The sequence below is a fragment of the Gammaproteobacteria bacterium genome, assembly GCA_016199745.1.
Classification (GTDB): domain Bacteria; phylum Pseudomonadota; class Gammaproteobacteria; order Acidiferrobacterales; family Sulfurifustaceae; genus JACQFZ01.
Genome location: JACQFZ010000021.1, coordinates 1 through 25,393, shown reverse-complemented (window position 1 = coordinate 25,393; position 25,393 = coordinate 1). Strand labels below are relative to the sequence as shown.

The 25,393-nt window shown below is 58.0% G+C and carries 22 protein-coding genes; 8 read left to right on the top strand and 14 right to left on the bottom strand.

The window, feature by feature from the left end; all coding sequences use genetic code 11:
- Window positions 1–4 precede the first annotated feature (4 nt).
- Complete coding sequence (locus HY308_04815) at window positions 5–451, bottom strand: GatB/YqeY domain-containing protein (protein ID MBI3897604.1); 447 nt, start codon at window positions 449–451, stop codon at window positions 5–7.
- Window positions 448–669, bottom strand: a complete 222-nt coding sequence (gene rpsU / locus HY308_04810) for a 30S ribosomal protein S21 (protein ID MBI3897603.1) — start codon at window positions 667–669, stop codon at window positions 448–450. The genes HY308_04815 and rpsU overlap by 4 nt, the downstream gene beginning before the upstream one ends.
- Window positions 670–959: 290 nt before the next feature.
- Here rpsU and tsaD point away from each other — a divergent pair, with 290 nt between their 5' ends.
- Window positions 960–1,973 (top strand): tRNA (adenosine(37)-N6)-threonylcarbamoyltransferase complex transferase subunit TsaD, encoded by a 1,014-nt coding sequence (gene tsaD / locus HY308_04805; GenBank protein MBI3897602.1) that lies wholly within the window; start codon window positions 960–962, stop codon window positions 1,971–1,973.
- On the opposite strand, the gene plsY is transcribed toward tsaD, so the two are convergent.
- Window positions 1,970–2,530 (bottom strand): glycerol-3-phosphate 1-O-acyltransferase PlsY, encoded by a 561-nt coding sequence (gene plsY / locus HY308_04800; GenBank protein ID MBI3897601.1) that lies wholly within the window; start codon window positions 2,528–2,530, stop codon window positions 1,970–1,972. The genes tsaD and plsY overlap by 4 nt on opposite strands.
- 116 nt (window positions 2,531–2,646) lie before the next feature.
- On the opposite strand from plsY, the gene folB reads away from it, so the two are divergent.
- The 3 genes from folB to HY308_04785 all read left to right on the top strand — a co-directional run bounded on the left by folB (window position 2,647) and on the right by HY308_04785 (window position 4,387).
- Entirely contained in the window at window positions 2,647–3,003 is a 357-nt protein-coding gene (folB, locus tag HY308_04795) for a dihydroneopterin aldolase (protein MBI3897600.1), read from the top strand.
- Window positions 3,003–3,500 carry a 2-amino-4-hydroxy-6-hydroxymethyldihydropteridine diphosphokinase gene (gene folK / locus HY308_04790; GenBank protein MBI3897599.1) on the top strand — a complete coding sequence of 166 codons (498 nt, stop codon included), beginning with the start codon at window positions 3,003–3,005 and terminating at the stop codon, window positions 3,498–3,500. The genes folB and folK overlap by 1 nt, the downstream gene beginning before the upstream one ends.
- A gap of 110 nt (window positions 3,501–3,610) precedes the next feature.
- Window positions 3,611–4,387 carry a pilin gene (locus HY308_04785; protein MBI3897598.1) on the top strand — a complete coding sequence of 259 codons (777 nt, stop codon included), beginning with the start codon at window positions 3,611–3,613 and terminating at the stop codon, window positions 4,385–4,387.
- 40 nt (window positions 4,388–4,427) lie between these two features.
- On the opposite strand, the gene HY308_04780 is transcribed toward HY308_04785, so the two are convergent.
- Window positions 4,428–4,862, bottom strand: coding sequence for a glutaredoxin family protein (locus tag HY308_04780; protein ID MBI3897597.1), 435 nt, complete (start codon window positions 4,860–4,862; stop codon window positions 4,428–4,430).
- On the bottom strand, window positions 4,859–5,611 hold the full coding sequence (locus tag HY308_04775; GenBank protein MBI3897596.1) for a pteridine reductase: 753 nt from the start codon (window positions 5,609–5,611) through the stop codon (window positions 4,859–4,861). The genes HY308_04780 and HY308_04775 overlap by 4 nt, the downstream gene beginning before the upstream one ends.
- A 99-nt stretch (window positions 5,612–5,710) precedes the next feature.
- Between HY308_04775 and HY308_04770 the strand changes: the two genes are divergently transcribed.
- Entirely contained in the window at window positions 5,711–6,880 is a 1,170-nt protein-coding gene (locus HY308_04770) for an SAM-dependent methyltransferase (GenBank protein ID MBI3897595.1), read from the top strand.
- Between the two features lie 173 nt (window positions 6,881–7,053).
- Here HY308_04770 and HY308_04765 read toward each other — a convergent pair whose 3' ends face one another.
- From HY308_04765 to HY308_04755, 3 genes are all read right to left on the bottom strand, one after another.
- Complete coding sequence (locus tag HY308_04765) at window positions 7,054–7,728, bottom strand: FKBP-type peptidyl-prolyl cis-trans isomerase (GenBank protein ID MBI3897594.1); 675 nt, start codon at window positions 7,726–7,728, stop codon at window positions 7,054–7,056.
- Between the two features lie 47 nt (window positions 7,729–7,775).
- Window positions 7,776–9,116 (bottom strand): 30S ribosomal protein S12 methylthiotransferase RimO, encoded by a 1,341-nt coding sequence (rimO, locus tag HY308_04760; GenBank protein ID MBI3897593.1) that lies wholly within the window; start codon window positions 9,114–9,116, stop codon window positions 7,776–7,778.
- Between the two features lie 145 nt (window positions 9,117–9,261).
- Entirely contained in the window at window positions 9,262–10,503 is a 1,242-nt protein-coding gene (locus HY308_04755; GenBank protein ID MBI3897592.1) for a multifunctional CCA addition/repair protein, read from the bottom strand.
- A 190-nt stretch (window positions 10,504–10,693) separates the two neighbouring features.
- Here HY308_04755 and HY308_04750 point away from each other — a divergent pair, with 190 nt between their 5' ends.
- Window positions 10,694–11,785 carry an aminopeptidase gene (locus tag HY308_04750; protein MBI3897591.1) on the top strand — a complete coding sequence of 364 codons (1,092 nt, stop codon included), beginning with the start codon at window positions 10,694–10,696 and terminating at the stop codon, window positions 11,783–11,785.
- Between the two features lie 55 nt (window positions 11,786–11,840).
- Here the strand turns inward: HY308_04750 and HY308_04745 are convergent, their stop codons facing one another.
- Together HY308_04745 and HY308_04740 are read right to left on the bottom strand one after the other, a co-directional pair.
- Window positions 11,841–12,761 carry a complex I NDUFA9 subunit family protein gene (locus HY308_04745; GenBank protein MBI3897590.1) on the bottom strand — a complete coding sequence of 307 codons (921 nt, stop codon included), beginning with the start codon at window positions 12,759–12,761 and terminating at the stop codon, window positions 11,841–11,843.
- A 291-nt stretch (window positions 12,762–13,052) separates the two neighbouring features.
- Window positions 13,053–14,999 carry a transglycosylase SLT domain-containing protein gene (locus HY308_04740; GenBank protein MBI3897589.1) on the bottom strand — a complete coding sequence of 649 codons (1,947 nt, stop codon included), beginning with the start codon at window positions 14,997–14,999 and terminating at the stop codon, window positions 13,053–13,055.
- A gap of 46 nt (window positions 15,000–15,045) precedes the next feature.
- Between HY308_04740 and HY308_04735 the strand changes: the two genes are divergently transcribed.
- Window positions 15,046–15,303: an aldehyde dehydrogenase family protein gene (locus HY308_04735; GenBank protein ID MBI3897588.1), complete on the top strand. Its 258-nt coding sequence runs from the start codon at window positions 15,046–15,048 to the stop codon at window positions 15,301–15,303.
- Between the two features lie 692 nt (window positions 15,304–15,995).
- Here HY308_04735 and HY308_04730 read toward each other — a convergent pair.
- Entirely contained in the window at window positions 15,996–16,409 is a 414-nt protein-coding gene (locus HY308_04730; protein MBI3897587.1) for a hypothetical protein, read from the bottom strand.
- 95 nt (window positions 16,410–16,504) lie between these two features.
- Window positions 16,505–18,613: an InlB B-repeat-containing protein gene (locus tag HY308_04725; GenBank protein ID MBI3897586.1), complete on the bottom strand. Its 2,109-nt coding sequence runs from the start codon at window positions 18,611–18,613 to the stop codon at window positions 16,505–16,507.
- Between the two features lie 898 nt (window positions 18,614–19,511).
- On the opposite strand from HY308_04725, the gene HY308_04720 reads away from it, so the two are divergent.
- On the top strand, window positions 19,512–20,612 hold the full coding sequence (locus HY308_04720; GenBank protein MBI3897585.1) for a hybrid sensor histidine kinase/response regulator: 1,101 nt from the start codon (window positions 19,512–19,514) through the stop codon (window positions 20,610–20,612).
- A 262-nt stretch (window positions 20,613–20,874) separates the two neighbouring features.
- Here the strand turns inward: HY308_04720 and HY308_04715 are convergent, their stop codons facing one another.
- Window positions 20,875–23,886 carry a heparinase II/III family protein gene (locus HY308_04715; protein ID MBI3897584.1) on the bottom strand — a complete coding sequence of 1,004 codons (3,012 nt, stop codon included), beginning with the start codon at window positions 23,884–23,886 and terminating at the stop codon, window positions 20,875–20,877.
- 854 nt (window positions 23,887–24,740) lie between these two features.
- Window positions 24,741–25,187 carry a hypothetical protein gene (locus HY308_04710; protein ID MBI3897583.1) on the bottom strand — a complete coding sequence of 149 codons (447 nt, stop codon included), beginning with the start codon at window positions 25,185–25,187 and terminating at the stop codon, window positions 24,741–24,743.
- Window positions 25,188–25,393: the final 206 nt, after the last annotated feature.

The window sequence follows — 25,393 nt, the reverse complement described above, 5'->3', positions numbered from 1 at the left end:
GAATTTATCCGCCGAGGCGGGTACGAACGTTGGCGCTGACTTGGCCAACGTCGGCTCGGCCCTGGAGCTTGGGCTTCAGCACGCCCATCACTTTGCCCATGTCCTTCACGGAGGCGGCGCCGGTCGCGGCAATCGCCTCCTGAACCAACTGTTCGATCTCGGCAGGGCTCAATGCCTGCGGCAGGTAAACCTGCCAGATGGCGATATCGGCCTGCTCTTTTGCCACCAGGTCGGCGCGACTGCCCTTTTCGTACTGCTCGATCGACTCGCGCGACTTCCTGACCAGCTTGTCGACGGCTGCCAGCACTTGCGTATCGTCGAGGGTGATGCGCTCGTCGACCTCACGCTGCTTAATGGCCGCCGTCAGCAACCGCAACGTATCAACGCGCGACTGATTTTTGTCGCGCATGGCCTGCTTCAGATCGTCTTGAATGCGGTCTTTTAAGCTCAAGCGAGAACGCGGGGACGGACAGGAGCGTTCATACGCATCACCTTCTTCTGCTCGCGCTTGCGAGCGGCAGCGGCTTTGCGCTTACGGATTTCGGTCGGCTTTTCGTAATGTTCGCGACGGCGCATTTCGGTAAACACGCCTGCCTTTTCACAGGAGCGGCGGAAGCGACGCAGCGCGAGCTCGAACGGCTCGTTCTCTTTAACGCGGACGGAAGGCATCGAGTTCAATCACCTCGAAAAATGGGTTTTAGTCGGGAAACACTGCCGGGAAACGCGGGGCACCAAAAAGCAAAGCCCTGAATTGGCCGGAAGGGGCGCGATTCTAAGCCGTCCGATTGAGTTTGTACATTGGGGGGAGTCGAGTATTCGAGTACCCGCCAACGGACGTGTGCCGCTCCCTTCCCCCCAGAGGCAAGGGACCTGCTAAGTAAGTTCGGGGCGAGTAAATTTAGTGACATAGTTCAGTTAAGTTCAGTGCCATTGGCACCTAACAGATTAAGATGCACGGCATGCGTGTATTAGGTATCGAGACATCCTGCGACGACACCGGAGTCGCTGTTTATGACAGCCGCCGTGGCCTACTGGCGCACCTGCGTTATTCGCAAACCACGTTACACCTCGATTACGGCGGCGTCGTCCCGGAGCTGGCCTCGCGCGACCATATTCGCAAGGCTTTACCGCTAATCCGGCAGGTCCTGGAACAGGCCGGATCGGGGCAAAACGATATCGACGCGGTTGCTTACACCGCTGGACCCGGCTTGGCCGGCGCACTTTTGGTGGGAGCCGCTGTCGGGCGATCGCTGGCTTTCGCCTGGGGGGTCCCGGCGCTCGGGGTCCATCATATGGAAGGGCATTTACTGTCGCCGCTGCTGGAATCGAACCCACCATCGTTCCCGTTCCTGGCGCTACTGGTTTCCGGCGGTCATACGCTGCTGGCCGATGTGCGCGGGATCGGCGATTACACCCTCCTCGGTGAATCGATCGACGATGCTGTCGGCGAGGCTTTCGACAAGACCGCCAAGCTTCTCCGCCTCGATTATCCCGGTGGGCCGGCGATCGAGCAGGCGGCCAAGACCGGAAATCCGGGGCGATTCCGACTGCCGCGACCGATGACTGACCGTCCCGGTCTCGATTTCAGCTTCAGCGGCCTAAAGACCGCCTGTGTGCAAGCGGCCGCGGCGCAACCGCTCGATGCCCAATGTATCGCCGATATCGCCGCCAGTTTTCAGCAAGCGGCCATCGATACGCTGGCGATCAAGGTCGAGCGCGCCCTCGGGCAAACGCGGCATACGCGACTGGTAGTTGCGGGCGGCGTCAGCGCCAATCAGGTATTGCGGACACGTCTCGACGAGCTTAGCGGACGCCTTGGGATTCGCTGTTATTTCCCGCGGTTTGAATTCTGTACCGACAACGGCGCCATGATTGCTTATGCCGGTTGCGCCCGTCTTGCCGCCGGCCAACATGACGGACTCGAATTCCGGGCAAAACCGCGCTGGCGCATCAACGAGCTGGCGCCGATTTAATTCGCTGTCTTATCCTTCGGTCGACCGATCTTGCCCTCGGTGCCGTCCATTAGCTTCGTAATATTGGAACGATGGCGCCACAGCAACAGCACCGTCATCGCCACGCTCAGCACCATGAACCCTGCCACCGGCACAAACCAGGCGACATATAGCGGTAACAGTACGGCAGCGACCAGCGCCGCTAACGACGAATAACGAAACAAATAGGCCACCACGAACCAGGTCAGCAACAGCATCACGCCGACCGGCCACCACAGCGCCAGCCAAACGCCAAGCCCGGTGGCAACACCCTTACCGCCGCGAAAGCCGAAAAAGATCGGATAAAGATGACCGAGAAAAGCGCCGAGGCCGCAAAGCGCTAACACCATCGTATCGGTCGTCAGCCAGCGCGCCAGCAACACCGCCAACGCGCCCTTACCGAGATCGCCCAACAACGTCAGTATTGCCGCCTTCTTGCCGCCATAGCGCAGTACGTTAGTTGCGCCAGGATTACCGGAACCCACCGTACGCGGATCGGCCAGGCCCAGCGCACGTGTGACGATGATGGCCATCGGCATCGAGCCGATAAGATAGGCAATAACGGGATATAGATATTCCACGGGCGCGTATTGGAAGCGGCGACGGGCTCGCCGTCAAGACAGCGGGGCGAATTTTTGGCTATAGTGCGGCCACTATGGATCTCATCTATGTCCGCGACTTCAAAGTCGATTGCGTTATCGGCGTGTTCGATTGGGAACGCCGTATCCGTCAAACCATCACGCTCGATCTCGACCTCGCCGCCGACGTCGCCCGCGCCGCGCGCACCGACCGGCTGGAAGATACGCTCGACTACAAGGCGATCACTCAGCGATTGCATCAGTACGTCAGCGCCAGCGAGTTCCAACTGATTGAGACATTAGCCGAACGTATCGCCGAAATCTTGCTCAACGAATTTCACGTGCCATGGGTGCGCCTACGGCTCAATAAAAAAGGCGCGCTGCGCCAAGCCACCGACGTCGGCATCGTAATCGAGCGCGGCCGCCAACCCTAATGCCGCGCGTGTACGTTAGCATCGGTTCCAATGTCGACCGAGAAAAAAATATACGCGGCGCAATCCGCGCATTGCGTGCGCAATTCGGCGACGTCGCGTTGTCGCCTGTCTACGAAACGCCGGCGGAAGGTTTTACCGGCGACAACTTTTATAACTTAGTGGCCGCCTTCGACAGCGGCCTGTCGGTTGAACAACTGCGCGATGCACTGAGCACGATCGAGGCGGCGCACGGTCGCCATCGCGGCGACGAACGCTATGCCCCGCGCACGCTCGATATCGACCTGCTGCTATACGGCGACCTGATTCGTCACGAACACCGGCTCGACATTCCGCGCCGTGAAATTACCCAATATTCCTACATCCTCGGCCCCCTCGCCGAGTTGGCACCGGCACTGCGCCATCCGGAAACGGGCGAACGGTTTGCCGATCTGTGGCAACGTTACGACCCTAAAAACGGCCTGCGCCAAGTGGCGTTCGACACGGCCGGCGACAAATAGACGGCGCCCTTCCGTAAGCGAACGGCGGCGCCTACCCTAACCTTTATCGGCTGCAATTCGCAGCCGGGGTGAATATGGCCAGCCGTATAACAACCTGAGGAGGCGCCCTAGTGAGCACGAATCCGAACGTCTATGCCGCACCGACTGCCAAGCTGGACTCGAACCAGAAGCAGTGCCAAGAATGCAACGCGCTCATTAGCAAGAAAGCGGAGATCTGCCCAAAGTGCGGCGTGCGGCAGAAGGGTGCCGGCGGTGCGGTTAGCAAGGTCGCGTTACTGTTGATCACTTTCTTTTTCGGCGGCTGGGGTTTACACAAATTTTATCTGCGCAAGCCGGTTCAGGGCGTCTTCTATGTTCTATTTTGCTGGACCTTCATTCCAGGTTTGATCGCGCTTGTCGAATTCATCGTGTACGCCTGCACCAGCGAGGAAGCGCTAAACGAGAAATACCAAACGGCATCTTCCGGGGTGATGATCGCCGTCATCGGTGTCGTGGTGATGTTCGTCTTCATCGCGATTCTCGGGATCCTAGCGGCCATCGCCATCCCGGCGTACCAGGACTACACCTATCGCGCCAAAATTGCCGGTGTCATGGCGCAGGTCGAGCCGATGCGAGCGCAACTGCAGGAGCGCATTTTAAAATCCGGCGCGATACCGGCCAGCGCCGCCGACGCACCCGACATCGCGCCGGTAACAGTGCCGAATGTCGCGACCGCCACGCTCGGCGACCACGGCATCATCGTTATCAGCTTCGAATCGACGATGGGTCGGCAGATCGCCGGCAACACCATCGAGCTCGAACCGTATGCGGAGAACAATCAGCTTTACTGGCGCTGCACCGGCGGCACATTGCCGAACAAATTCCGAACGCAGAATTGTCGCAAGTAGGGCGGAACCGCTGACCGGGCGGGTGCATACCCGCCCGGTATTATTTTGCTTTCAACATTTGTTCGAGCGCGTCGGCGCTGAAACCATTCATGCGCTGTTTACCGACGAGGATGATCGGCACACCGGTCCCGTTGAGACGCCGATACTCGGCCATGCCAACTTCGCTCTTCTCGACATCGTGCTCGGTGAAGGGAATCCCTTTCTGACTCAGCCACGCACGCGCACGCTTGCACACACCGCACCACGTCGTCGATAACATCACCACTTGGCCGGCACCGACATCGCCCGGGTCGACGCCTGCAACCTCGGCGGCTCCGCTGAACGTGCGAATTTTTACCGACTCGGCGTTGGCCTCGACCGGTGGGTTATCGGAAAAATGGGTACGGCCGGCGGGGTCTTTCCATTTGTAAACGCCGGCATCAGCGACGGAAACGATCGCTATCGCAGCGCCGACGATTAATGGTGACCACTTCATCCGACAACCGAACGACCGCCGTCGACGGCAATAACTTGGCCGGTAATGTAACCGGCATCGCGGATTAAAAATAAAACGGTACGGGCGATATCGTCGGGATCGCCCAGACGCTTGAGCGGTGTGCGCGAGATCATGCGCTGCTTGGACATTTCGTCGGCGCCGCCCTGCGGCCAGAGAATAGCGCCCGGGGAAATGGCGTTGGCCCGCACCTCGGGCGCGGCATCGCGCGCGAGCGCCTTGGTCAACGTGATGAGCCCGGCCTTAGCGATGCTGTAAATCGGATGATCCGGCAACGGCCGCTCGCCGTAGATGTCGGTGATGTTGATGATCGAGCCGGCGTATCTTTTCAAATGCGGCAACGCCGCTTGCGCCAAAAAAAACGGCGCCTTGAGGTTGGTGGCAACGATGTTGTCCCACTGGTCTTCGGTCGCTGCGCCGAACGGCGTCGGATAGAAGCGCGAAGCATTATTGATCAGCGCATCTAAGCGGCCGAACGCTTCGACCGTCTCGTACACCAAATTCTTCAGCAACTTCTCGCTGTTACTCAAATCGCCGCGCACCAACATCACTGATTCCGGACGTTGTCGGTGCAGCTCGGCTTGCAACGCGTGGGCTTCGGCCTCGGACGAGTGGTAATGAATCACGAGCCGCATACCTTGCGCATGCAGCAGTCGAGCGACGGCGGCACCGATGCGATGGGCACCACCGGTAATGAGCGCAACCTTATCTTGCAATGCAGCCTGTGCCATGCGTCGCTCACACGCCATTCGGTTATACTTGCCGCGGCCTGCCGCACCGCGCACGCCGTCATTCCACAATACTCGTCCGATCCCTAAACGCCAACAGAAATGTCACACCGGTCACGCGGTCCTATCGAACTGTCGTCCCCCAGCCGCGAAGAGCAGGAAATCAGCGCGCGACTGACTGCCGTCATCGAGCAAGAGATCGCCCTGAGCGGATCGATCTCATTTGCCCGCTTCATGGAGCTGGCGCTCTACACGCCGGGGCTCGGCTACTACGCCGGCGGTAAATCGAAACTCGGTGCCGCCGGCGATTTTATCACCGCACCGGAGTCGTACCCGCTGTTCGCGCGCTGCCTAGCGCACACGGCAATCGACGTACTACAAGCGCTCGGCGGTGGCGACATTCTTGAAGTCGGCGCCGGTAGCGGCAAGCTCGCCGCCAGTTTGTTAGCGGAACTCGCCGCGCGAAATGCGCTGCCCGACACTTATTATATTCTAGACATCAGCGCCGACTTGCGCGCGTTGCAGGCGCAAACCTTGCGCGCGCAGGTGCCACAGCTATTCGAGCGCGTGCGCTGGCTCGATAGTTTGCCGACGGCGGGATTTCGCGGATTGGTTATCGGCAATGAGCTACTCGATGCAATGCCGGTGGAGCGCTTTCGCGTTGACGCGGATCAAATTCGACAATTACGCGTCGCCCGGCAAGGCGGTCAATTCGTCTGGACCGACGGCATCGCCAGCGAGGCGATTCGCGAACGTGTCGCACCGCTCGCGCTGGCATCGGATTATGAATCGGAAATTTCCTTGGCCGCCGAAGCCTGGGTTCGTAGCATCGCCGATGTGCTCACCGCTGGTGTCCTGCTGTTGATCGACTACGGCTTTCCACGCGCTGAGTATTATCATGCGCAACGCAACGCCGGCACACTCATGTGTCACTACCGGCACCACGCGCATGCCGACCCACTGATCTTGGTTGGCCTACAAGACATCACCGCGCATGTCGACTTCACTGGCATTGCCGAGGCGGCGCATGACAGCGGCCTCGGTGTGCTCGGTTACACATCACAAGCGGCGTTTCTCATTGCCAGCGGTATTGGCGAATTGATAACAGCGCCGGACACCGACGTGCGCGCGCATTTAGCGCTGACGGATCAGATTAAGAAGCTGACGCTGCCGCATGAAATGGGCGAGCTGTTCAAGGTGATTGCATTGGGGCGTGGGCTGGAGCGTCCGCTGCGTGCGTTCGCATTACAGGATCGGCGCGGGCGCTTGTAAACATCCCCAGCGAATTCATAGCGGGCTCCCCTCCCCCCTTGCGGGGGAGGGGTCGGGGGAGAGGGGTAACATTACCTCCCCTCTCCCTTGTTCTGTTCCCGCCTCACCCCCGCAAGGGGGGGAGGGAGACGCCCGAATTAGCCTTCGTAGAACTCTTTACTACTGAACCTTCACTACTGCACCTTCAACAACTCGATCTCGAACAACAGCGTTTCGTCCGGGCCGATATTGCCGCCGGCGCCGCGCTCGCCATAGGCCAAGCTCGCCGGAATTGCGACTTCCCACTTGGCGCCTTCCTTCATCAGCGGCAGCACTTCCTGCCAGCCCTTGATCACCCCGTTAACCGGGAACGTCGCCGGCTCGTTGCGCTTGTAGGAGCTATCGAATTCGGTGCCGTTGATCAGCGTGCCGCGATAATGCACCGACACGGTGTCGGTCGGTTTCGGCGACTTACCGCTGCCTTCCTTCACGACTTTGTATTGCAAGCCGCTGTCGAGCGTCTTCACGCCCTTCTTCTTTTTGTTATCGGCGAGGTACGCATCACCGCGTTTCTTGTTTTCCTCGGCGGCGACCTTTTGCTTCGCCATCGCCTGCTCACGATATTTCGTCATTGCTGCCTCGCGTTCTTCCGGCGTCAACGCCGACTTGTTGCCGCTCATAGCGTCTTCGATACCGCGGGCGAACGCCGACGGGTCGATTTCTTTGGCGCCGGCCTTCATGTTCTCGCCCATCTGATAGCCGAACGAATAACTGCTCTTTGCTTTGTCGTCCGGCAACTTCACCGGATCGGCGGCAAATGCACCGACACTGACGGTTAACAGCACGGTGCCTATCACTAACGATTTCATAAAGTTCTCCTGGTTATTTAACGTTTTGATCCTGTCGTTACCTATTTTCATACGGCTACCGCAAAAAGATCGTGCTCGTCGGCACGCGTCACCCGCACCGTGGCAAACGCACCGACGCTCAAGTTGCCAGCATTCTCGACGTAAACACGCCCATCGATCTCCGGTGCGTCGGCGCTGGAACGGGCAATGGCTGTGCCTTCGGGCGCAATCTCGTCGACCAACACCGTCAGCGTCTTACCAATTTTGCGCTGCAACTTCTCCGCCGAAATGCGCGCCTGTACTTCCATGAAGCGCGCCAAGCGTTCTTGCTTTAGCGCTTCCGGCACTGGGTCGGCCAAGGCATTGGCGGTCGCACCGTCGACCGGCGAATAGGCGAAGCAACCGACGCGATCGAGCTGCGCCTCTGCGAGAAAATCGAGCAACTGCGTGAAATCGGCATCGGTCTCGCCCGGAAACCCGACGATAAACGTCGAGCGCACAGTAATTTCCGGGCAGATCGAACGCCAGCGCTGGAGCCGTTCGAGCGTATCTTCGGTCGCGGCCGGGCGCTTCATCAGTTTCAAGATGCGCGGGCTCGCATGCTGGAACGGCACATCGAGATATGGCAACAGTTTGCCGTCGGCCATCAACGGCACGACTTCATCGACGTGCGGATACGGATAGACGTAATGCAACCGCACCCACACGCCGAAACTAGCGAGCGCCTGCGTGAGCTCGATCATGCGTGTCTTCAGCGGCCGACCTTGCCAGAAACCGGTGCGGTATTTGAGATCGACACCGTACGCGCTGGTGTCTTGCGAAATCACCAACAGCTCTTTGACACCGGCCTTAACCAGATGCTCCGCTTCTTGCATAACCTCGCCGACCGGCCGGCTGACGAGATCGCCGCGCATCGATGGGATGATGCAGAACGTGCAGCGGTGATTGCAACCTTCGGAGATTTTAAGATAAGCGAAGTGCTTGGGCGTGAGCTTGATGCCTTGCGCTGGAATGAGGTCGGTGTAGGGATCGTGCGGCTTCGGCAAGTGCTTGTGCACATGCGCCATGACTTCGTCGGTCGCGTGCGGCCCGGTGACCGCCAGCACTTTTGGATGCGTGCGCTGCACCACATCGCCTTTAGCACCGAGACAACCGGTAACGATGACGCGGCCGTTTTGTTCGAGCGCTTCGCCGATCGCGCCTAACGATTCGTCAACCGCGGCGTCGATGAATCCGCAAGTGTTGACGACCACAAGGTCGGCGCCTTCATACGACGGCGAGATTTCATAACCCTCGGCGCGCAACTGCGTCAGGATCCGCTCGGAATCGACCAATGCCTTCGGGCAGCCGAGGCTGACGAAACCGACGCGGGGAGTCGCGCGCGTACGCGTTTTTCGGGATGTCTTCATGGGTGTGATTGGGTAGCGCAACTCAGAACGAGTAAGAAAGTGATTTCCAGCTTCAGTTCCCCTCTGCTTTCAGGAGAGGAGTTTACGTGCCGGCGATCGTTTGTTACCGGCTCCAAAGGCCAAAGGCGTGCGGCAGCGCGTGATTCTACTCCGGGCGCGGCGATATTGCCGCTTTAATGGCACCGATCCGACGTTCGCGGATGCGCTCGCCGATGGCCGGACCGGCCAAACCCAGGCTTAGCGCCTCGGCCGCGACCGCGGCGGTATCCACCGCCTGCGCCGCGGCAAACGCCTGCGCCAATAGTGCCCGCTGCGGATACGGCCGGTTTTCCAAGCCGGTACGGCCGCGGGCGTCGGCCTCGCAGGCGGTGGCAAACTGGTCGACCCGCTCCGGCCGGCGGAATGCATCGAGCGCTTCCAGCAGTTCGAGCACGGTTCCCGGGCGCAGCTCGGCAAACCGATGGCACTTGCCATGGTGGCGCGCGACCAGCACCGCCAAGTCGCGATAGTCGTTCGGCACGCGAAAACGCTGGCAGAAATCGACGATCAGATGGGTACCGCGTTCTTCATGGCCGTGATGGCGCGGCAGAATGTCGGCCGGCGTGGTCGCTTTGCCGAGATCATGCAGCAACGCGGCGAAGCGAATGCGGGTGTCGTCCGTGAGCGCAGCCGCCTGATCGATGACCAACATAACGTGCACACCGGTATCGATCTCCGGATGATGCTGTGGCGGTTGCGGCACGCCGTACAACGCCTCGATCTCCGGAAACAAACGCGCGAGTGCGCCACCGTCGCGCAGCACGGTAAAAAATTGTGCCGGTCTCGATTCAGCCAACGCGCGCTCCAATTCCTGCCACACGCGCTCGGGCACGAGATGATCGAGTTCGCCGGATTCGCTGATGCGGCGCATGAGCGCCAGCGTTTCATCAGCCACGCGGAAACCGCGATCGGCGAAGCGTGCGGCAAAACGCGCGACGCGCAAAACGCGCAACGGATCTTCGACGAACGCCGGCGACACGTGCCGCAGAATGCCGGCCTCGAGATCGGCGGCACCGCCGAACGGATCGATCAATCGACCGCTACTGTCTTCGGCCATCGCATTGACCGTGAGATCGCGCCGCTGCAGATCGTCTTCCAGCCGCACGTCTGGCGCGGAATAAACCGTGAAGCCTTTATAACCGCGCCCCTGCTTACGCTCGGTGCGCGCCAGCGCGTATTCCTCTTTGGTCGTCGGATGCAGAAACACCGGAAAATCGGCGCCGACCGGCTTAAAACCGCGCGCGACCATCTCTTCGGGCGTGCTGCCGACGACCACATAATCGCGGTCGACCACCGGCAAACCGAGCAACCGATCACGCACGGCGCCGCCCACTAAATAAATTTCCATTGCCTGCCTCACCCTTCGTCGGCGCACCAACACCATGCGCGACATTCGTCGGAAAATTGTCCGCGTTGTTCGGACGCAACCGCCGATTTGTCAATGTCTATGGGAAACTGCGCGCACCTCGCCATCTGCGCCTCGCCGTCTAAACTCAGTAGTAACGAATTGTGGCATAGCACCTACTCAAAGGTCATTCATGTCCAAACTCCGCTTGCTGCCCATCGCTCTGATCGCGCTATCGATACTCGGCTGCGCCAATTTTGGCTACTACGCTCAAGCCGTGAACGGCCACTTCGATATGTACCTGCAAACACGGCGGATCGACGATCTGTTACTCGATCCGAACGTCGATCCGGCGCTCAAGCGCAAACTTTCGGAGGTGTTGCGCATCCGCGAATTCGCCAGCCGTGAGCTCGGACTGCCGGATAACGACAGCTATCGCGCCTACGCCGATCTCAAACGGCCATACGTGATTTGGAACGTATTTGCCACACCCGAACTGTCGATGAAGCCCAAAGAGTGGTGCTTCCTGGTCGCCGGTTGCAACGCGTATCGCGGCTATTTCTCCGAGCACGAGGCCGAAGCGTTTGCGGCAAAATTGCGCGCTGAAGGTTTCGATGTGCATGTCGGTGGCATTACCGCCTACTCGACGCTTGGCTGGTTCCGCGACCCGCTGCTGAACACCACCATCAATCGGCCGCTGATCGATATCGCCGGCCTGATCTTTCACGAGCTCGCCCATCAAAAATACTTCGTCGCCGGCGATACCGCCTTCAGCGAATCGTTCGCCATGACCGTCGAGCTCGAAGGCATGCGTCGCTGGTTGCAAACCAATGCCAGCGGCGGCGAATATGAAAAATACGAAACCCGTTTGAAGCGCCGCCAGGAATTCGCCACGCTGGTGCTAAAACACCGCGATCGGTTGGAAGCGGTGTACGAATCCGATCTCAGCGTAGCTAAAAAGCGCGCCGGCAAGGCGCAGGTGTTCGCCGATCTGCGCACCGAGTATGAACAACTGAAGGCAAGCTGGAACGGCTATAACGGTTACGACGGCTGGTTCGCCGATGATTTGAACAACGCGCACCTGGTGTCGATCGGCATGTACCACCGCCACATTCCCGCGTTCCAGGCAATCCTGGCGCGGCAGCAAGGCGACCTCAACGCGTTTTACGAAGCGGTGAAAGTGCTCGGTCACTTGCCGAAGACCGAACGCACGGCAGCGCTGGATGCGTATGTACCGATTACCACCGTAGAAAAGTCGGAGTTGTTGCCGGCGAGCGGACAGTAAATCGATATAGGCGACCCCCGCGGTTTCAAAAAGGCGCGTGGGTGGTTGAAGCTAACTATCCTAAATTTTTTAAATAGCTCGGCACGACGCTTTCAAACGTCTTCGGCTCGATGTCGAACACCGAGCGCAGTACGCTTCCTCCCGCGCAAATTCCATCGACCGTGAGCGATCTATAGTTATCGAGCGAGAACGGTTTGCCCGGCGCATAGTCGAGCAACGCCGCCTGCCAGCGCGACAATCGATCGCCTATGCCAACAACGCACACACGCCGACCACGCACCTCGGCAATGTATTCCACCAACTCGCGCAGCCGGTAAATCTTGGGGCCACACAAGTCGTAGCGCTGGCCGTAGGTGCCGTATGCGTCGATGGCGATTTCGAAAGCGCGCGCGACGTCGTCGACGTACACCGGTTGCAAGCGCGCATCGGCGCAAGCGAGCGGAAACACGCCCGGCGCCAACTTGAGCAAACCGGCGAAACGATTGGTGAAGCTGTCGTGCGGACCGAAGATGACTGCCGGCCGAAAACTGGTGACGCGCACATCGGGCGCCGCCGCATGCGCGGCGTCCTCACCGCGCGCTTTAGTGCGCAGGTAATGGCTCGGCGCGTCGACCGCGGCACCGAGCGCGCTCATATGCAATAAGCGCGCGACCCCGGCTTCGCGACACGCCTCGGCCACGGTCGCCGGCAAGTCGACATGCGCGCGCACGAAGCCGGCGCCGGAATGGCCGCGCTCATTGAGAATGCCGACGAGATTGACGACGACGTCCATACCATCGAACTGGCGACGCAGAAACACCGGGTTATGCACGTCGCCATCGACCAGTACCAAACTGGGCAATACCAGCAAATCGCGGTGGGCCGCGCTGTTGCGCGTGAGCACGCGCAACCGATGACCTGCCGGCGCCAGCCGCTGCGCCAGCGCGTGGCCGACGAATCCGCTACCGCCGAGGAGGCAAATGTTGAGCGGAGTCACCAAAGAATGATACCCGGGGTTTTCATTTTGTTATCTGCGGAAAGGCGATCACAGAAATGAACGCGCCACCCTGACGCGCGTCGCCAAAGAGTCAATGAAAGAGAGTGATGGCGCGAATCCATTTGGTGTCTGCTCCTAAAAGACGGTAACAAAATGAAACAAGCATCGAGCCAACCACTTCCCTCACCCCAACCCCTCTCCCGGGGGAGAGGGGTTTTAAGCCCTTCTCCCTCCGGGAGAAGGGTGGGGATGAGGGAAACGTGGCACCGTATTTTCATTTTGTTACTGTCTCTAAGAAGAACCGGCGCGTCCCGCTGCAATCGTCGGCATGCGTGTGGTGAGTCGCGTCGGGTGGCGGCCGAGGCGATGATCGTAGACGACAGCATAAGCCAATACGTTCTTCACATAGCCGCGGGTTTCGTTGTACGGAATGGTCTCGACCCAAATATCGGCGTCGACCGAGGCGGTCGGCATCCAGCTGTCAACACGATTCGGACCGGCATTATAGGCGGCCGTTGCTAACAACTGATGGCCTTGATAGCGCTCGAGCACTTGCTTCAGATAACCGATGCCGAGACGCAAATTCTGCTCGACATTGAGCAATGCGTCCGGCACCGAACCGCCGAGCTTCAACCGTTGTAACGTCGCCCGGCCGGTCGCCGGCATCAGCTGCATCAGCCCGAGCGCGCCGGCGGGCGAACGCGCGTCGACTACGAACGCGCTTTCTTGACGAACGACGCCGTAAATCCAGCCGGCATCGACGCCGTACTCGTTGGCATTGGCCTCGATGATGCTGCGATACAGCAGCGGAAAACGCAGATCGAGATCGTTGGTTTGGCCACTCAAGACGGCGGCTTGAATCGCCCGATCGTGCCAACCCCACTCGCGGGCAATGACGGCGGCGACTTCGAGTTGGCGCTTATTGAAATCGCGAATGGCGAAATTCCACTGCCGGCGGGCATCGACAATCTGGCCTAAGGTGTATAGCTCCTTGGCGGCTTTAATCGAGGCGCGCGATAGTAGCGGCGTAACTTCTTCCGGCGTCGGATTGGCGGCAACGTGCTGCATGGCGTAGGGCGCTTCCGCCCGGTCGGCGGCGAGGAAGCCGTAGTAATCGCGCTCGCCCGCTAACGCCAGATACATCTCACTGGATTGTTGCTTGTCGCCCTTCTGCTCGGTGGCGCGCGCGGTCCAATAGCGCCAACGCGATTCGTGCTGCACTTCTTCCGGCAACGCGGCGATGAAACGGCGCACCGTATCCCATTCGCCGGCGCGCAGCGCCGAGTACACGCGCCACTGCTGCAGCGCCGCATCGTCCGGGCGCACCGACACCGCCGATAACCACTGCAACGCCGACGGCGAATGACGCTGCGCTGCCAGCAAAGCGATGTAGCGCAGCACGTAATCGTCGTCCTCGCCGAAGAATTGATACTTGGCCTTCAACCGCTGCCATTGCCGCATCGCTTCGTCTTCGTCGCGATAGGCGAGCCGAACGACACCATGCGTCACCACCATGCGCGCCACCGGTGTCTCGACAAAATAGTCGATATTTTCCAGCCCGCGTACCGGATCGCGGTGCATCGATTGCCAACGATCGAGCCATACCCGCTCTTTCGGCGGCAGATACGAAGCGAGCTCGGCGGCAACGCTGACGTTACCGGCCGCCATCGCTAGTCGAGCGCGTTCCCACACTTTGTCGCTCGTCATGTAACCGGCTTTCTTCCAAGCGGCGAATATCGGCTCGCAGGCCGGCGACAAACGTTTACCCGTGGTCCATAAACGTTCGATGCGACCCATGACGGTTGCCGTCTGCTCACCGCTTTTCAAGCGTTGCGTCAGCTGCCAGCACAATAGTTCGGTGTCGCCGGGGACATCGGCGTATTCCTTAATAAATGTTTTCCAGTCGCCGCGCTCGGCCAACACCCGCAGCCAGCGTTCGCGCAGCCACTCGGCGAGCGGGGTATGGGCATTTTCGTCGAGGAATTTGCGGATCACCGGCGCGCGTGTTTGTGGCAGATGCTCCTTCAGGTATTCGTATTGCACATAGCCATGCAACACATAACCGTCGAGCTGACGATCCAATGCTTGATAGCGCGCATCGTTGCCCGCACGCAACGCATCGAGCGCCGCCAGAAAGACTTGTCGTTGTTTTTCTACATCGACCGCGGCTGGCTCGGCAGCAAATACCGTACCGGCAAACAACAAGAAAAAAGAAGTAATGACGATTCGAGGCATCATGAAAATATAATAGCCGATCCCCTCGCGAGCCCCTAAAGAGAACCCCATGGAATCGATCAATCCTGCGACAGGAGAACGAATTCAACAGTTCCCGACACTCGATCCGGCCGCTATCGAACGCGCGATCGCCGAAACCGCCGCGGCGGCGGCATGGCAGGCGACCTCGTTCGCCGAGCGTGCCCAGATCCTGCGCAATGCCGCGGTCGAGCTGCGCGCGCACGCAACCGATCATGCCCGGCTGATCACGCTCGAAATGGGCAAGCTTATTAAGTTTGAGCAATATATAAGGTCGTCGCCAAGATGAAGGAGTTACCGACCGACGATCCGCTATTCGGCAAGGATTCGATTCGCCAGGAGGGCCGTAAGATTCATCCGATGTATTTGCACGAGGTGAAGAATCCGAGCGAGTCGCAAAACGTAGGGTTCCCCTCCCCCGCAAGGGGGGAGGGGAACGCTTCGTTAAGCTCTCGCTATGAACACAATCTTCGGCGTCCCCACCCAAGCGCTCTTCGGCCAATTACTAATAAGGTATAAGGACAGGCGCGCACCTCGCTCATTGTTTTTTGATCGGCGCACTTCCTGCTCGACCGGTGCTGCCATTGTCCTGGCTGACAAACGCATACTCTTGATCTGTCAGCGGCATCCGCTGTAACACCATCCGCGCAAATCCTTTCCACCGTCGCCACCCAGCTCATAGGCTTCTCAGGCAATGCGTCCGCCGAAACGGATTCGCCGTGACTGGCCGCCCGCGGCAAGACGGCTGTCGTTTCCGGCATGGCCACATGCGCTGCGGGCTGCACATTGCCGGTACTTGCCGCTAATTTCGGAACCGGCGGATAAAGCAGACGCGCGCCGCCCCAACCGCCGAGAAAACCGAACGCCGGCAACGCAAATGAGCGCAACAGAGAAGTTCGCGAAACGAGGATTGCCATATAAATTGCTCCGATACGGTTGGCATTGCTTCAATTCGTGCTGGCGTTCGTCGAAATTAATTTTTTAGTAGCAGGCACCTGACTCGCTACATTGCCAATACACAATCATGGTTTCGTAATCGTGCACACGAACCCATTCACCTTCACCCTGCCAACGACGATCGACGATATCGGTACCATCCCAGGTCGAGGCAAAGCCATATTCCCAACCCGGATCAACCCGGAACGTATCCCAATCCTGGTCTGGCGGAGTGTTATCCCACGGCGCCAGCCATTTTGTCTCATAGATTCCTGCGCAATCATTCGGCGGATCGTTCTGAATCCGCCATTCACCATCACCGCACCACTTGCGCGAAGTCCAGACCCAGGCGTCCGAACAGAGGTCGGTAATAGCGATACCAGGATCGGGGTGAAGGGCCAATAAATAATTAGAGAAGGTAAACGGAAACGATTTATTTTTTTGTCGTACCAGAAGCACAACGCATAAATGCGAACGGCGCCTTGCCGTTAAGCAAGACGCCGTTCTTGTGCAACTTACTGCAAAATTAACAACGCACGGAACCGGTGCCGCGGTTATTTATACGACGGTAACTCCACGATATAAGTATCCACGGCGCCGGAATTGCCCCAGTCACTTCCAAAAATAACGCGCGTCCCGCTCGGGCTGATCGATGCATGCGCCTCGGCCCAATAATCCATCTGCCCTTCCTTACCGAAAGTGCGCGAGTGCGCGATGCGGCAAATGCTGCCGCCAGGATTAGTGTTGGCGAGCAAAATCTCATTGTCGAGCACGCCTGAACCGCTGGCGGTGCCGGTGGCAGAGACCGCGACCCAACCCGGCGTAGCGAGCTTGAAGCCAACGGTCGACACATGCGTGCCGCTCATGGGATACGGATAGCCGGTGTCGGGACCGATGACGACGCGACCACTGCCATCGGTCATGTCGTGCGTGACCAACGAGCCGACGTAGGTTCCGTCAAAAGCGACGGCGTTATACGTGTCGTGTCCGTTCGCCAAGCGACCGAGCGAGGCATGCTCGGCGTTATACGCAAGGTTGAGGTCGAGCTTCAACACCAGCTTGTTGTCGTACACCTTGCCGTTCCAATAGGCGAGATTACCGCTGGCCGAGGCCAAGGGCGCATTCGAATCGGTCGGCAACGTTGCAGTACTCAGCGTATTAGTATCGATACGGTAGAGATGTGCTTGATTACTGCTGTTGCACTTGAGCCCGATCACATTCGAGTCCCACGACATCGTGCCGTGCGAGTCGGCCGAGATATTCTCTCCACAAGAAAACGTATGCACGACATCTTTCGCGCCGCTCGAAACGTGATAACGAATCAAGTTGGTACCGGACGGATAAAAGAACACATCCGGATCCGACGTATGCCAATACACCTGTTCGATGTCCGCCGGTGCGATGTCGAGTATCTTGATGAAGCCGTACGGCGCTTTACCTTGATACAGCTCATGCCGGCCACTGACGTTGCTGGTGTGATACAGGATCAGATATGACTCGTCGGCATTCCATGCTTGCGTCGTCGAGTACAGCGGCTTCAATACGCCGCCGCTGCCGACAGCGGTAATGCGTCGCACGGTCGTGCCGAACTGCGGATCGAGGTAAGCGGAGCCTTTGCTCGGCTGGGTAACGGTCGTCATCGGGTGCGGCGCTTTGTCGGTCACGAGGCCGCTACAAAAATCACCACTGCTGGACGTAGTGGCGGCGAAAGTCGCGGCCACACTACGCGCTGCTGCCATCGACACCACGCAGTTGCCGGTACCTGTACAAGCGATGCCGCTGCCGCTCCAACCGCTGAAGGTATAGCCACTCGCCGCGACAGCCGTCAGCGTTACCGATGTATCGGCGGTGTAACTCTCGCTGCAATCGCTACCGCAATTGATGCCGGCCGGAGTCGACGTGACTGTGCCGGAGCCGGTACGGGTGACGTTCAAATTGTAGGTAGACGCACTGTTCTGCGCGAAGGTCGCCGTTACTGTGCGCGCCGCGCTCATCGCTACTGTGCACGTTGTTGTTGCCGGGCATGAAATCCCACTGCCGCTCCAACCGCTGAAGGTATAACCCGTTGCCGCGGCGGCGGTCAGCGTCACTGATGTGCCAGCGGCATAGTTCTCGCTGCAGTCGCTGCCGCAGTTAATACCGGCGGGCGCTGACGTCACTGTGCCGGAGCCGGCGCGATTCACATTAAGTGTGTAGTTAGCGGTCGGCGGAGGCGGCGGCGTGCCCTGCACGAACGTTGCCGTCACTGTGCGCGCCGATGTCATCAACACTTGGCAAGTCCCGGTTCCCGGGCACGAGATACCAGCGCCGCTCCAGCCTTGGAAGGTGTAACCGGTTGCCGGCTTTGCGGTCAATGTGAATACGGTGCCTGCGGGATAAGTGTCATCGCAGTCGGTACCGCAATTGATCCCAGTAGGCGAAGACGTCACGGTGCCGGAGCCTGAAACATTTACCGACAACGTATAGATCGGGGACGGAGTTGGAGTTGGCGTGGGAGTGGGAGTTGGTCCGGGAACTGGTACTTTCTTGGTGAACGTCGCGCTAACGGTGCGCGCGGATGTCATCGATACCTGACACGTTCCGGTGCCGGGACAAGAAATGCCACTGCCGCTCCAACCACTGAACATATAACCGCGCGCCGGCTTGGCAGTCAGCGTGAACACCGTTCCCGCCGGGTAAGTCTCATTGCAATCTCTCCCGCAATTAATCCCTGTGGGCGCCGACGTTACTTTGCCGGGGCCGATAACGTTCACCCATAACGTGTAAAGCGTGCCCTGCGCTCGAGCTTCGTTGCTGAGAGCGAATGACAGGACGATTGAGAGAACAGCGAGTAAAAATAAAGCGCGGTGCTGAAATAGATTTTTTATCATTGCTAATACTTCTCCATACGAGGGACCCAAAGATCCGTGTGTGCGTCGGAACGTATTAACTAAACATCCCTTCGCACGCTGCTCAGGAGAAAGGTATTAGTTATTGTTCTCTGATCGGAATATAAAAAAGTTACTGTCCGAATAGACAGTGAAAATGGATTGACGGTTTTCACTTCTTGATGAGCGGTGAATAAGCGTATTTTTATTATTGCGAATAAAAATACGACGCGAGGCGAATTTCGAATCTACTAGGAAGCAGCAAGGGGAAAAAATTTACGCAGTATTCCCTCCCCCGCTTTCGCGGGCGAGGGTTAGGGAGGAGGTAATATCGATCCAGCGTATTATTGAAACGACTTCTAGTAACTTATTCTTTGAGTCTGTAATTAATCGTTCCGTAGACGTGCAATAGAAGCGCCGACAGAATCGCAAGTCGCTTCGTGATGTCTCCAAATCATTTTTTGGGTTCAGATGCACCGTCAGTTCAGGTAGGGCAGGAAACAAGGTAGTCCGCGCCACCCCACCGCCCTCGTTTCTACGATCGAGTTTCCCGTTTAAATCATGGCGATAGACGGTAGTCGTGACGCGGTGACTTTTCGCGTTCGTTGACCAAGCGACCGTAAAAAGTCCTACGTACGCCGCTGCCCTGAAATAGTTCAACTATGCTCGAATAACGAATAATTCGAGGCTGACCATGGAACAAAAACGGCAGGCACCGCGGGTGCTGATTGTCGACGATGCGCCGGCGGTCGGCGACGTATTTGGGATGAAGCTCGAACGCGAAGGTTATGTCGCGGTGATCGCGCAAAATACCGAGCGTGCCCACCGGTTGCTGGAAGCCGAGGAGTTCGACGTCATTCTGCTCGATATCCGCCTGCCGGATGGCAGCGGTCTCGAGCTGCTAAAGCGCCTGCGTCAACAGCGGTCGCTGCTCGACACTCCCATCATCGTGATCTCCGGCCTCGATCAGACCAGCGACGTCGTCGACGCACTGCGCGAAGGGGCCAACGATTACATCACCAAACCGTTCGATCTCGCGGTCGCGTTCGCGCGTGTTCGTACCCAAGTTGCCGTAAAGCGCCTCAAGGAAGCGAATGATCGGTTTTTGCATATCGCCGGCAACGATCTCAAAAAACCGCTGATGTCGTTGCTCGATGCGGCGCGACAGCTGTATACCGAGCATCAACCCGGCTCGACCGTGACCGCGCAGGACCATAAGACCTTCGCCAGCATCATCGAATCCGCCGAGCACATGCGTGAAGTGATTACCGATGTGCTGGAATTGCGCGCACTGCGCGACCGACGCCTGCGCGTCGAAAAACTCGAGACCGACCTCGGCGCAATCGTACGTCAGGCGGTGGCGCATAGCAGTGTGTTGGCGAAGATCAAAGGTATCGAACTGCGCATGGAGTTCGAACGCGAGTTACCGAATATTTACGCTGACGACGCTCGCATCATGCAGGTGTTGGAGAACTTGATCAGCAACGCCATTAAGTTCAGCCCAGCAAACACTGCCACCGCCATACGCACAAAGCGCGACCAAGACTGGGTACTGTGCGAGGTGGCGGACAAGGGCCCGGGCGTACCGGAGCAGGAAGTGAAACTGCTTTATACCGACAACGTGCAGATTAGTAATTCATCAACCACTGGTGTAAACAGCACCGGTATGGGGCTCGCGCTTGTGCGCGAGATCGTATTGCTGCACGACGGGGAAGTTGGCATGCGCAACGACGCCGGCGGCGGCGCAACGTTTTGGTTTCGGCTGCCGATGGTTGAGTCGGTGTATCTCAGCTGAAGTTGTAAAACCCATCCTCTCCCACCCCCCTTGAAGGGGGGAGGTTGCGTAGTCGACGGGCTTCAGTAAGTACCATTCCACTCCAACCCGTTTAGTTGTGTTGCTCAACACCTCAACAGCCGTGTGAGTCGGGGGGTGGGTTTTATGGCAGCGATAACCGAGTAAAAAACCCACCCCCACCCCAGCCCTCCCCCTGAGGGGGAGGGAGCTAGAGCGTGCCGCGGCTTAAGTAAGTGCCATTCCACCCCGATCCCTATTCAGATCAAAAGAACACGACACCCGCAGCGGAGGAGCGAACTGTGCTGGTTGTGGCAGTTGTGACGTTCTCCAGGATCAGGCGACTCGTCCCATTTAACAGGAATTCCAGCCGCCGCTGATAAAGTGCGTTCGGCAACAGCCCGGTCACGACCATCTTGCGGTTTTGCAAGCTCAGAGGTCCGAGAATCAATTTCTTCGCCAGCGTGATTGATTTGTTGAAAACCACCAGCGGCCCCGACCCGAGCGCCACAGTCACGCTGGCAGAATCGTCATAGACCAGCGCCATTTGTACACGCTCGAGTTCCGTGGTGTTGGCACCGACGGTAACGGCGTGCAGGAATTGCTCGTCGAGCCGCGGCCGTTGTGGCACGGCAACTTCCACGCGCCACGCCGCCTTCGACTCCGGCACGAGCGCGCTGTTGTTGCTATCGTTTGCCTCATCTGGATACGTGTAAACCCACTTACCGTTGAGCAAGAACTTATCGGTATAGCCGCCACGGCCGTCTGGCAGCGCAAAGCGGTAATCGACCGTAGCGCCCTTGCCGCCGATCTTCTTGAGCGTGGCGTCTCCGGGTAACAACGTCTGAACCTTCGCGTACGCGCCGCCGTTGCTGAAGGTGAAATAGTTACCGGACAGATTCCAAACACCCGCGCCCGATGATTGACCGCTATTGTCCGTCGGCTCGTTCACCATGTGAAACAACACCGATTTCCGAAACCCCGCCTTGTCGAGAGTGGCCGAACGCACTCGATCAAACACCAGCGTCACTGGGTGATCGGTGTTGGCGAACGCGGGCTGGAGGAACACGATGCTGCGCACGAACCCGTTTTTCGAATCGAGCTTGTCGAATTTATAGGAACGACTGGCGTTGCCGCGCATGTAAGTAAACTCCGCGCGTCGGTCGAAGCTATTGGCGCCATCGTCGGCAGTGCCGATCAGGTAGTTGCGGCCCGTGGGAGTAGTAATGTCGTTCAACGTCGGATAGGCGATACCGTTGTTGTACTCCCAGATTTGCTGTCCGCCGTCGTTGGCGTAGCAATTTTCGGGCACCCGGCAATAGGTCTCGGTCGGATCGTAAACCGTCAGAGTGTTGTGGGCGATCGAGCGGGTGTAGTAGTGCTTCCAATGATCGTCGCCGTAGACCTCATACGAACCGGAATCGACCAACAGCGGTGCCTTGTAGAACAGCGTGAATGCGTTCTCATCGAGATGGTGGTGGTTCTCGTTTTTGAACAATGACGATTTGAATTCGAGCAAGGTCGCGTTCTGGTAGTCCCAGGTATCGCGGGCGAGCATGTAACCGCTGGGCTCGAACTTCGTGCTAAGCGGAAGGTTAGCGACAGGAACGGACAGGTTAGGGACCGACAGTATCAGCTCGAGCGGGTGATATCCGCGAAAACGTTTACCGGCGATTTGTTGGTCGTAAAACTGTTTGGCGAAGGGGTTGTTTCCGTAGCGCCAGCCACTCAGCACCGGCAAGGCAACGAGGTCCTGAAAATAATCCTTGCCATAAGCATCGCCCGACGCCGGATAGGTACCGTCGGCGCGCAAACCATAGATCGGGCCCAAGTGCGCATTCTTTTGCCATGATCTGACTTGGAGCAGCGGCAGTGTATCGGCCGACGGTTCCAGCGCCGAAGTCAGCAACGCATGAAGCTCGACCCGCGCTTCAATTACCGCCGCGCCGTACACCCACCCCATATGATGCCCGCCAGCGGCTGCGGTCCGATCGGTTGCTTGCAAGAGCCAATACGATTCGGTCCGGAGTAGGTCCAGCAATGAACCGAACTCGCCGGGGAATTCATCCGCGAGGGCGATGACCGCGGGCAGCGAACGTGATACGTCGCCGGCGAAGTGGCCGGATACAAAATAGTTGGCGACGCTCGGCGTGGTCGCGCCCGTCATATCCGGTGTCGTGCCGCAAACGATGCCGCCGGTGGTCATGTGGAGATGGTTGTTCGTACCGCAGACCACATCGCCGATGCCACCGTCGCTGATAAACGTGTTGCTAATCGCCGAGTGCAGCCTGTTGCGTTGGTCGCTCGAAAGCTCGTTATAGAACCAATCGTAAAGCACGCCCATCGCCCCCAGCCTGCCGCCCTGCAAATATTCGCCGTAGGCTGCCGCGTTCACCGCCGCCACCTGGTCGGCATACTTAAGCGCGGCCGTACGAAACACCGGATTGCCGGTAAGCCGGTAGGCCAGTCCCAATTGCAGCGCCAATTTGCGAATCGCATCGGGATGCCCCTTTTCGCCAAGATCGACGACCGGCTCGTTATTCACCAGCTTGTACGCGGCGCTGCGGGTCTGCTCCTCGATGCGCGCCCAAACCTCGATCAAACGCTTGTCGGGCGTGAGCATGTTGAGCACTTCCCGCGGCGCTTGGCCTGGCGTGACATCGCTCAGTTTCAACTTGGTAATTTCGTCGCCCTTCCGTCCGCCCCATACGACGAAGGGTTTATTAGTGAGCGAGAAGTCCGATACGGTGAGCGTTCTGACGTCCTCTGGCGCGCCATTGACCGAAACAGCAAGGGTCTTATTGGGGATGTTCCAGCGTATACGGAACGTATGCGACCTATTTAACTCGAGCGTGTAACCAACGGCGGCAAGGTAGGTTTCGCCGTAGGCATTGCCGCGAACCAGCGCTACCTGCAACCCGTTGGAGTTGTCAGCACGACGCACCACCATATAGTCGGAGTTGCCGTTGTTGTCGCGAACCTTGTCGTCGCGAACCACGACAATACGTGCGTCTGTTTGATCGAACGTCGGATTTTTTGCGCTCATATACAAATCGAACGACAGCTCGCCGTTAAGCGCCGGAGACCGCCCGAGCGGAACGATCGGCACCTGTGTCTGCGGGTCCAACAATTCGTTGATGCGACTTTGTGTGGTGTACGTGCGTGGCCGTTCCGATCGTAACCCGGGATACTGAGCCAGGGCGTCGGCCGCCGTGAAGACAAACGTGGCCAAAATGGACAATGCGGTAAGTAGAACGCGGAAGTGTCTAGCTCTCATGGTACTAACTCCCTTTTTTATGTATTGAGAAACGGCGAGCGTACGCCTCGATGATGCGAGTTTCGTCTAGACAAACGGGATTAGACGTCGCAAACGATTGACGAAGCTCAACCACCGGCGGCAATACCCTGGCATGCGTGGTGGACATCGTCAGGGTGAGTGCAACCGTGCGGCGTTGATTGAGTGTGAATCGGGTCCGGCTTGCGGCAACACTGTGCATACCTATATATAAAAGCATCTACCCAAATAAAGAGGGATCGATCTTCATTCCCGTTGTCACTCGAGCGAAATTGCGGCCGGCGATATCGACGATACCGCACTCGACTGGGTGAGTTCGAACATGGATCCTAAAACGTTATGGTTATCCTGTGGCCGATATAGAGCCACGCTTCTTACCTACTGTCTACCAACGAAGGTGCCGCTAGATGGGGAGATCATGGAGAAAAACGAATGCAGGGATACTCGAACTCTGGAGCAAACTCTACCTATCGGAGGAAGAAAAGAACCTCTTATAGTCGTTATGTAAAAGTAAGGGGTTGGATACGAATGGTACTGACTTAACCGAATGATGACTAAATTCACCCACCCCGGCCTTATTAGCAGGTCCCTTCCCCTTCAGGGGGAAGGACAGGATGGGGGTGGGTTGTGGTCGCTACTGCAAAAAACCCACCCCCAGCCCGGCTGTTCCCGCCCGGTGCGCACGATAATCATGTGCGCCCGTTCGGCGGCGCAAGTGTCCACTGAACACTTGCGCCGCCTCACACCCCTGAGGGGGAGGGAGTGGCGGCTGACACGTTTCGGCTTTTGCTTAAGAATAAGTACCATTCGGGTCGGATACAAATAGCACTTACTCATTAGACTTTCGGAGGCTCGCCCTCTTTACATTCTGGTCCAGACAGCTTGCCGTTGTTGGATATTACGACTTTGCAATTTAGGTAATAAGAACCGGGTTTTGCTAAGAAAATCTCGGCCGTAAAGTAAAATACGTTTTCTTCTAATCTGAAATCTTTGAAGCCAGATCCAGCAAGATCTTTTCTCCTGACATCGATCGTCATGTTATCTATCTGAAACTTGCATACATCCATTCGATGGACCAGCTTATCGCTTATCGGTTCTATGGTCTCAAGTCGAAGGCAAGGATATGCGAACGTATCAAATACCACGTATCGAAGAAGAAAATCATTAATCCGTTCCACTTTGACTTCCCATACGGGCGTCGGTACTGGATATTTCTCGGAGGCGGAAGCATGTACGGTCGTGCATGCCGCCAACAGCAAAGTGCAAACGATTTTCTTGGGCATACAGGTATTCCTCTCTTCAGAAAGGCAAGTGGACGTCGTCGATCCAAAAGGTAGGCTCTGGTCTACAGAAGTGGCCCCACAAATTAAGACAACCCGATAAGTGAAGTTTCTGCTCCAATAACCGAGGCCGCAAGGCTTCATCATCATCCGGAGCACGAACAATGAGAAGACCCCGAAGAAACCACACCGCCGCCTTCAAAGCCAAG

Bases quoted from the DNA above. Each gene is read 5' to 3' on its own strand.
- rpsU (MBI3897603.1), bottom strand. From the start codon at position 669: ATGCCTTCCGTCCGCGTTAAAGAGAACGAGCCGTTCGAGCTCGCGCTG.
- tsaD (MBI3897602.1), top strand. From the start codon at position 960: ATGCGTGTATTAGGTATCGAGACATCCTGCGACGACACCGGAGTCGCT.
- plsY (MBI3897601.1), bottom strand. From the start codon at position 2,530: ATGCCGATGGCCATCATCGTCACACGTGCGCTGGGCCTGGCCGATCCG.
- folB (MBI3897600.1), top strand. From the start codon at position 2,647: ATGGATCTCATCTATGTCCGCGACTTCAAAGTCGATTGCGTTATCGGC.
- folK (MBI3897599.1), top strand. From the start codon at position 3,003: ATGCCGCGCGTGTACGTTAGCATCGGTTCCAATGTCGACCGAGAAAAA.
- HY308_04780 (MBI3897597.1), bottom strand. From the start codon at position 4,862: ATGAAGTGGTCACCATTAATCGTCGGCGCTGCGATAGCGATCGTTTCC.
- HY308_04775 (MBI3897596.1), bottom strand. From the start codon at position 5,611: ATGGCACAGGCTGCATTGCAAGATAAGGTTGCGCTCATTACCGGTGGT.
- HY308_04770 (MBI3897595.1), top strand. From the start codon at position 5,711: ATGTCACACCGGTCACGCGGTCCTATCGAACTGTCGTCCCCCAGCCGC.
- HY308_04765 (MBI3897594.1), bottom strand. From the start codon at position 7,728: ATGAAATCGTTAGTGATAGGCACCGTGCTGTTAACCGTCAGTGTCGGT.
- rimO (MBI3897593.1), bottom strand. From the start codon at position 9,116: ATGAAGACATCCCGAAAAACGCGTACGCGCGCGACTCCCCGCGTCGGT.
- HY308_04755 (MBI3897592.1), bottom strand. From the start codon at position 10,503: ATGGAAATTTATTTAGTGGGCGGCGCCGTGCGTGATCGGTTGCTCGGT.
- HY308_04750 (MBI3897591.1), top strand. From the start codon at position 10,694: ATGTCCAAACTCCGCTTGCTGCCCATCGCTCTGATCGCGCTATCGATA.
- HY308_04740 (MBI3897589.1), bottom strand. From the start codon at position 14,999: ATGATGCCTCGAATCGTCATTACTTCTTTTTTCTTGTTGTTTGCCGGT.
- HY308_04735 (MBI3897588.1), top strand. From the start codon at position 15,046: ATGGAATCGATCAATCCTGCGACAGGAGAACGAATTCAACAGTTCCCG.
- HY308_04720 (MBI3897585.1), top strand. From the start codon at position 19,512: ATGGAACAAAAACGGCAGGCACCGCGGGTGCTGATTGTCGACGATGCG.
- HY308_04715 (MBI3897584.1), bottom strand. From the start codon at position 23,886: ATGAGAGCTAGACACTTCCGCGTTCTACTTACCGCATTGTCCATTTTG.
- HY308_04710 (MBI3897583.1), bottom strand. From the start codon at position 25,187: ATGCCCAAGAAAATCGTTTGCACTTTGCTGTTGGCGGCATGCACGACC.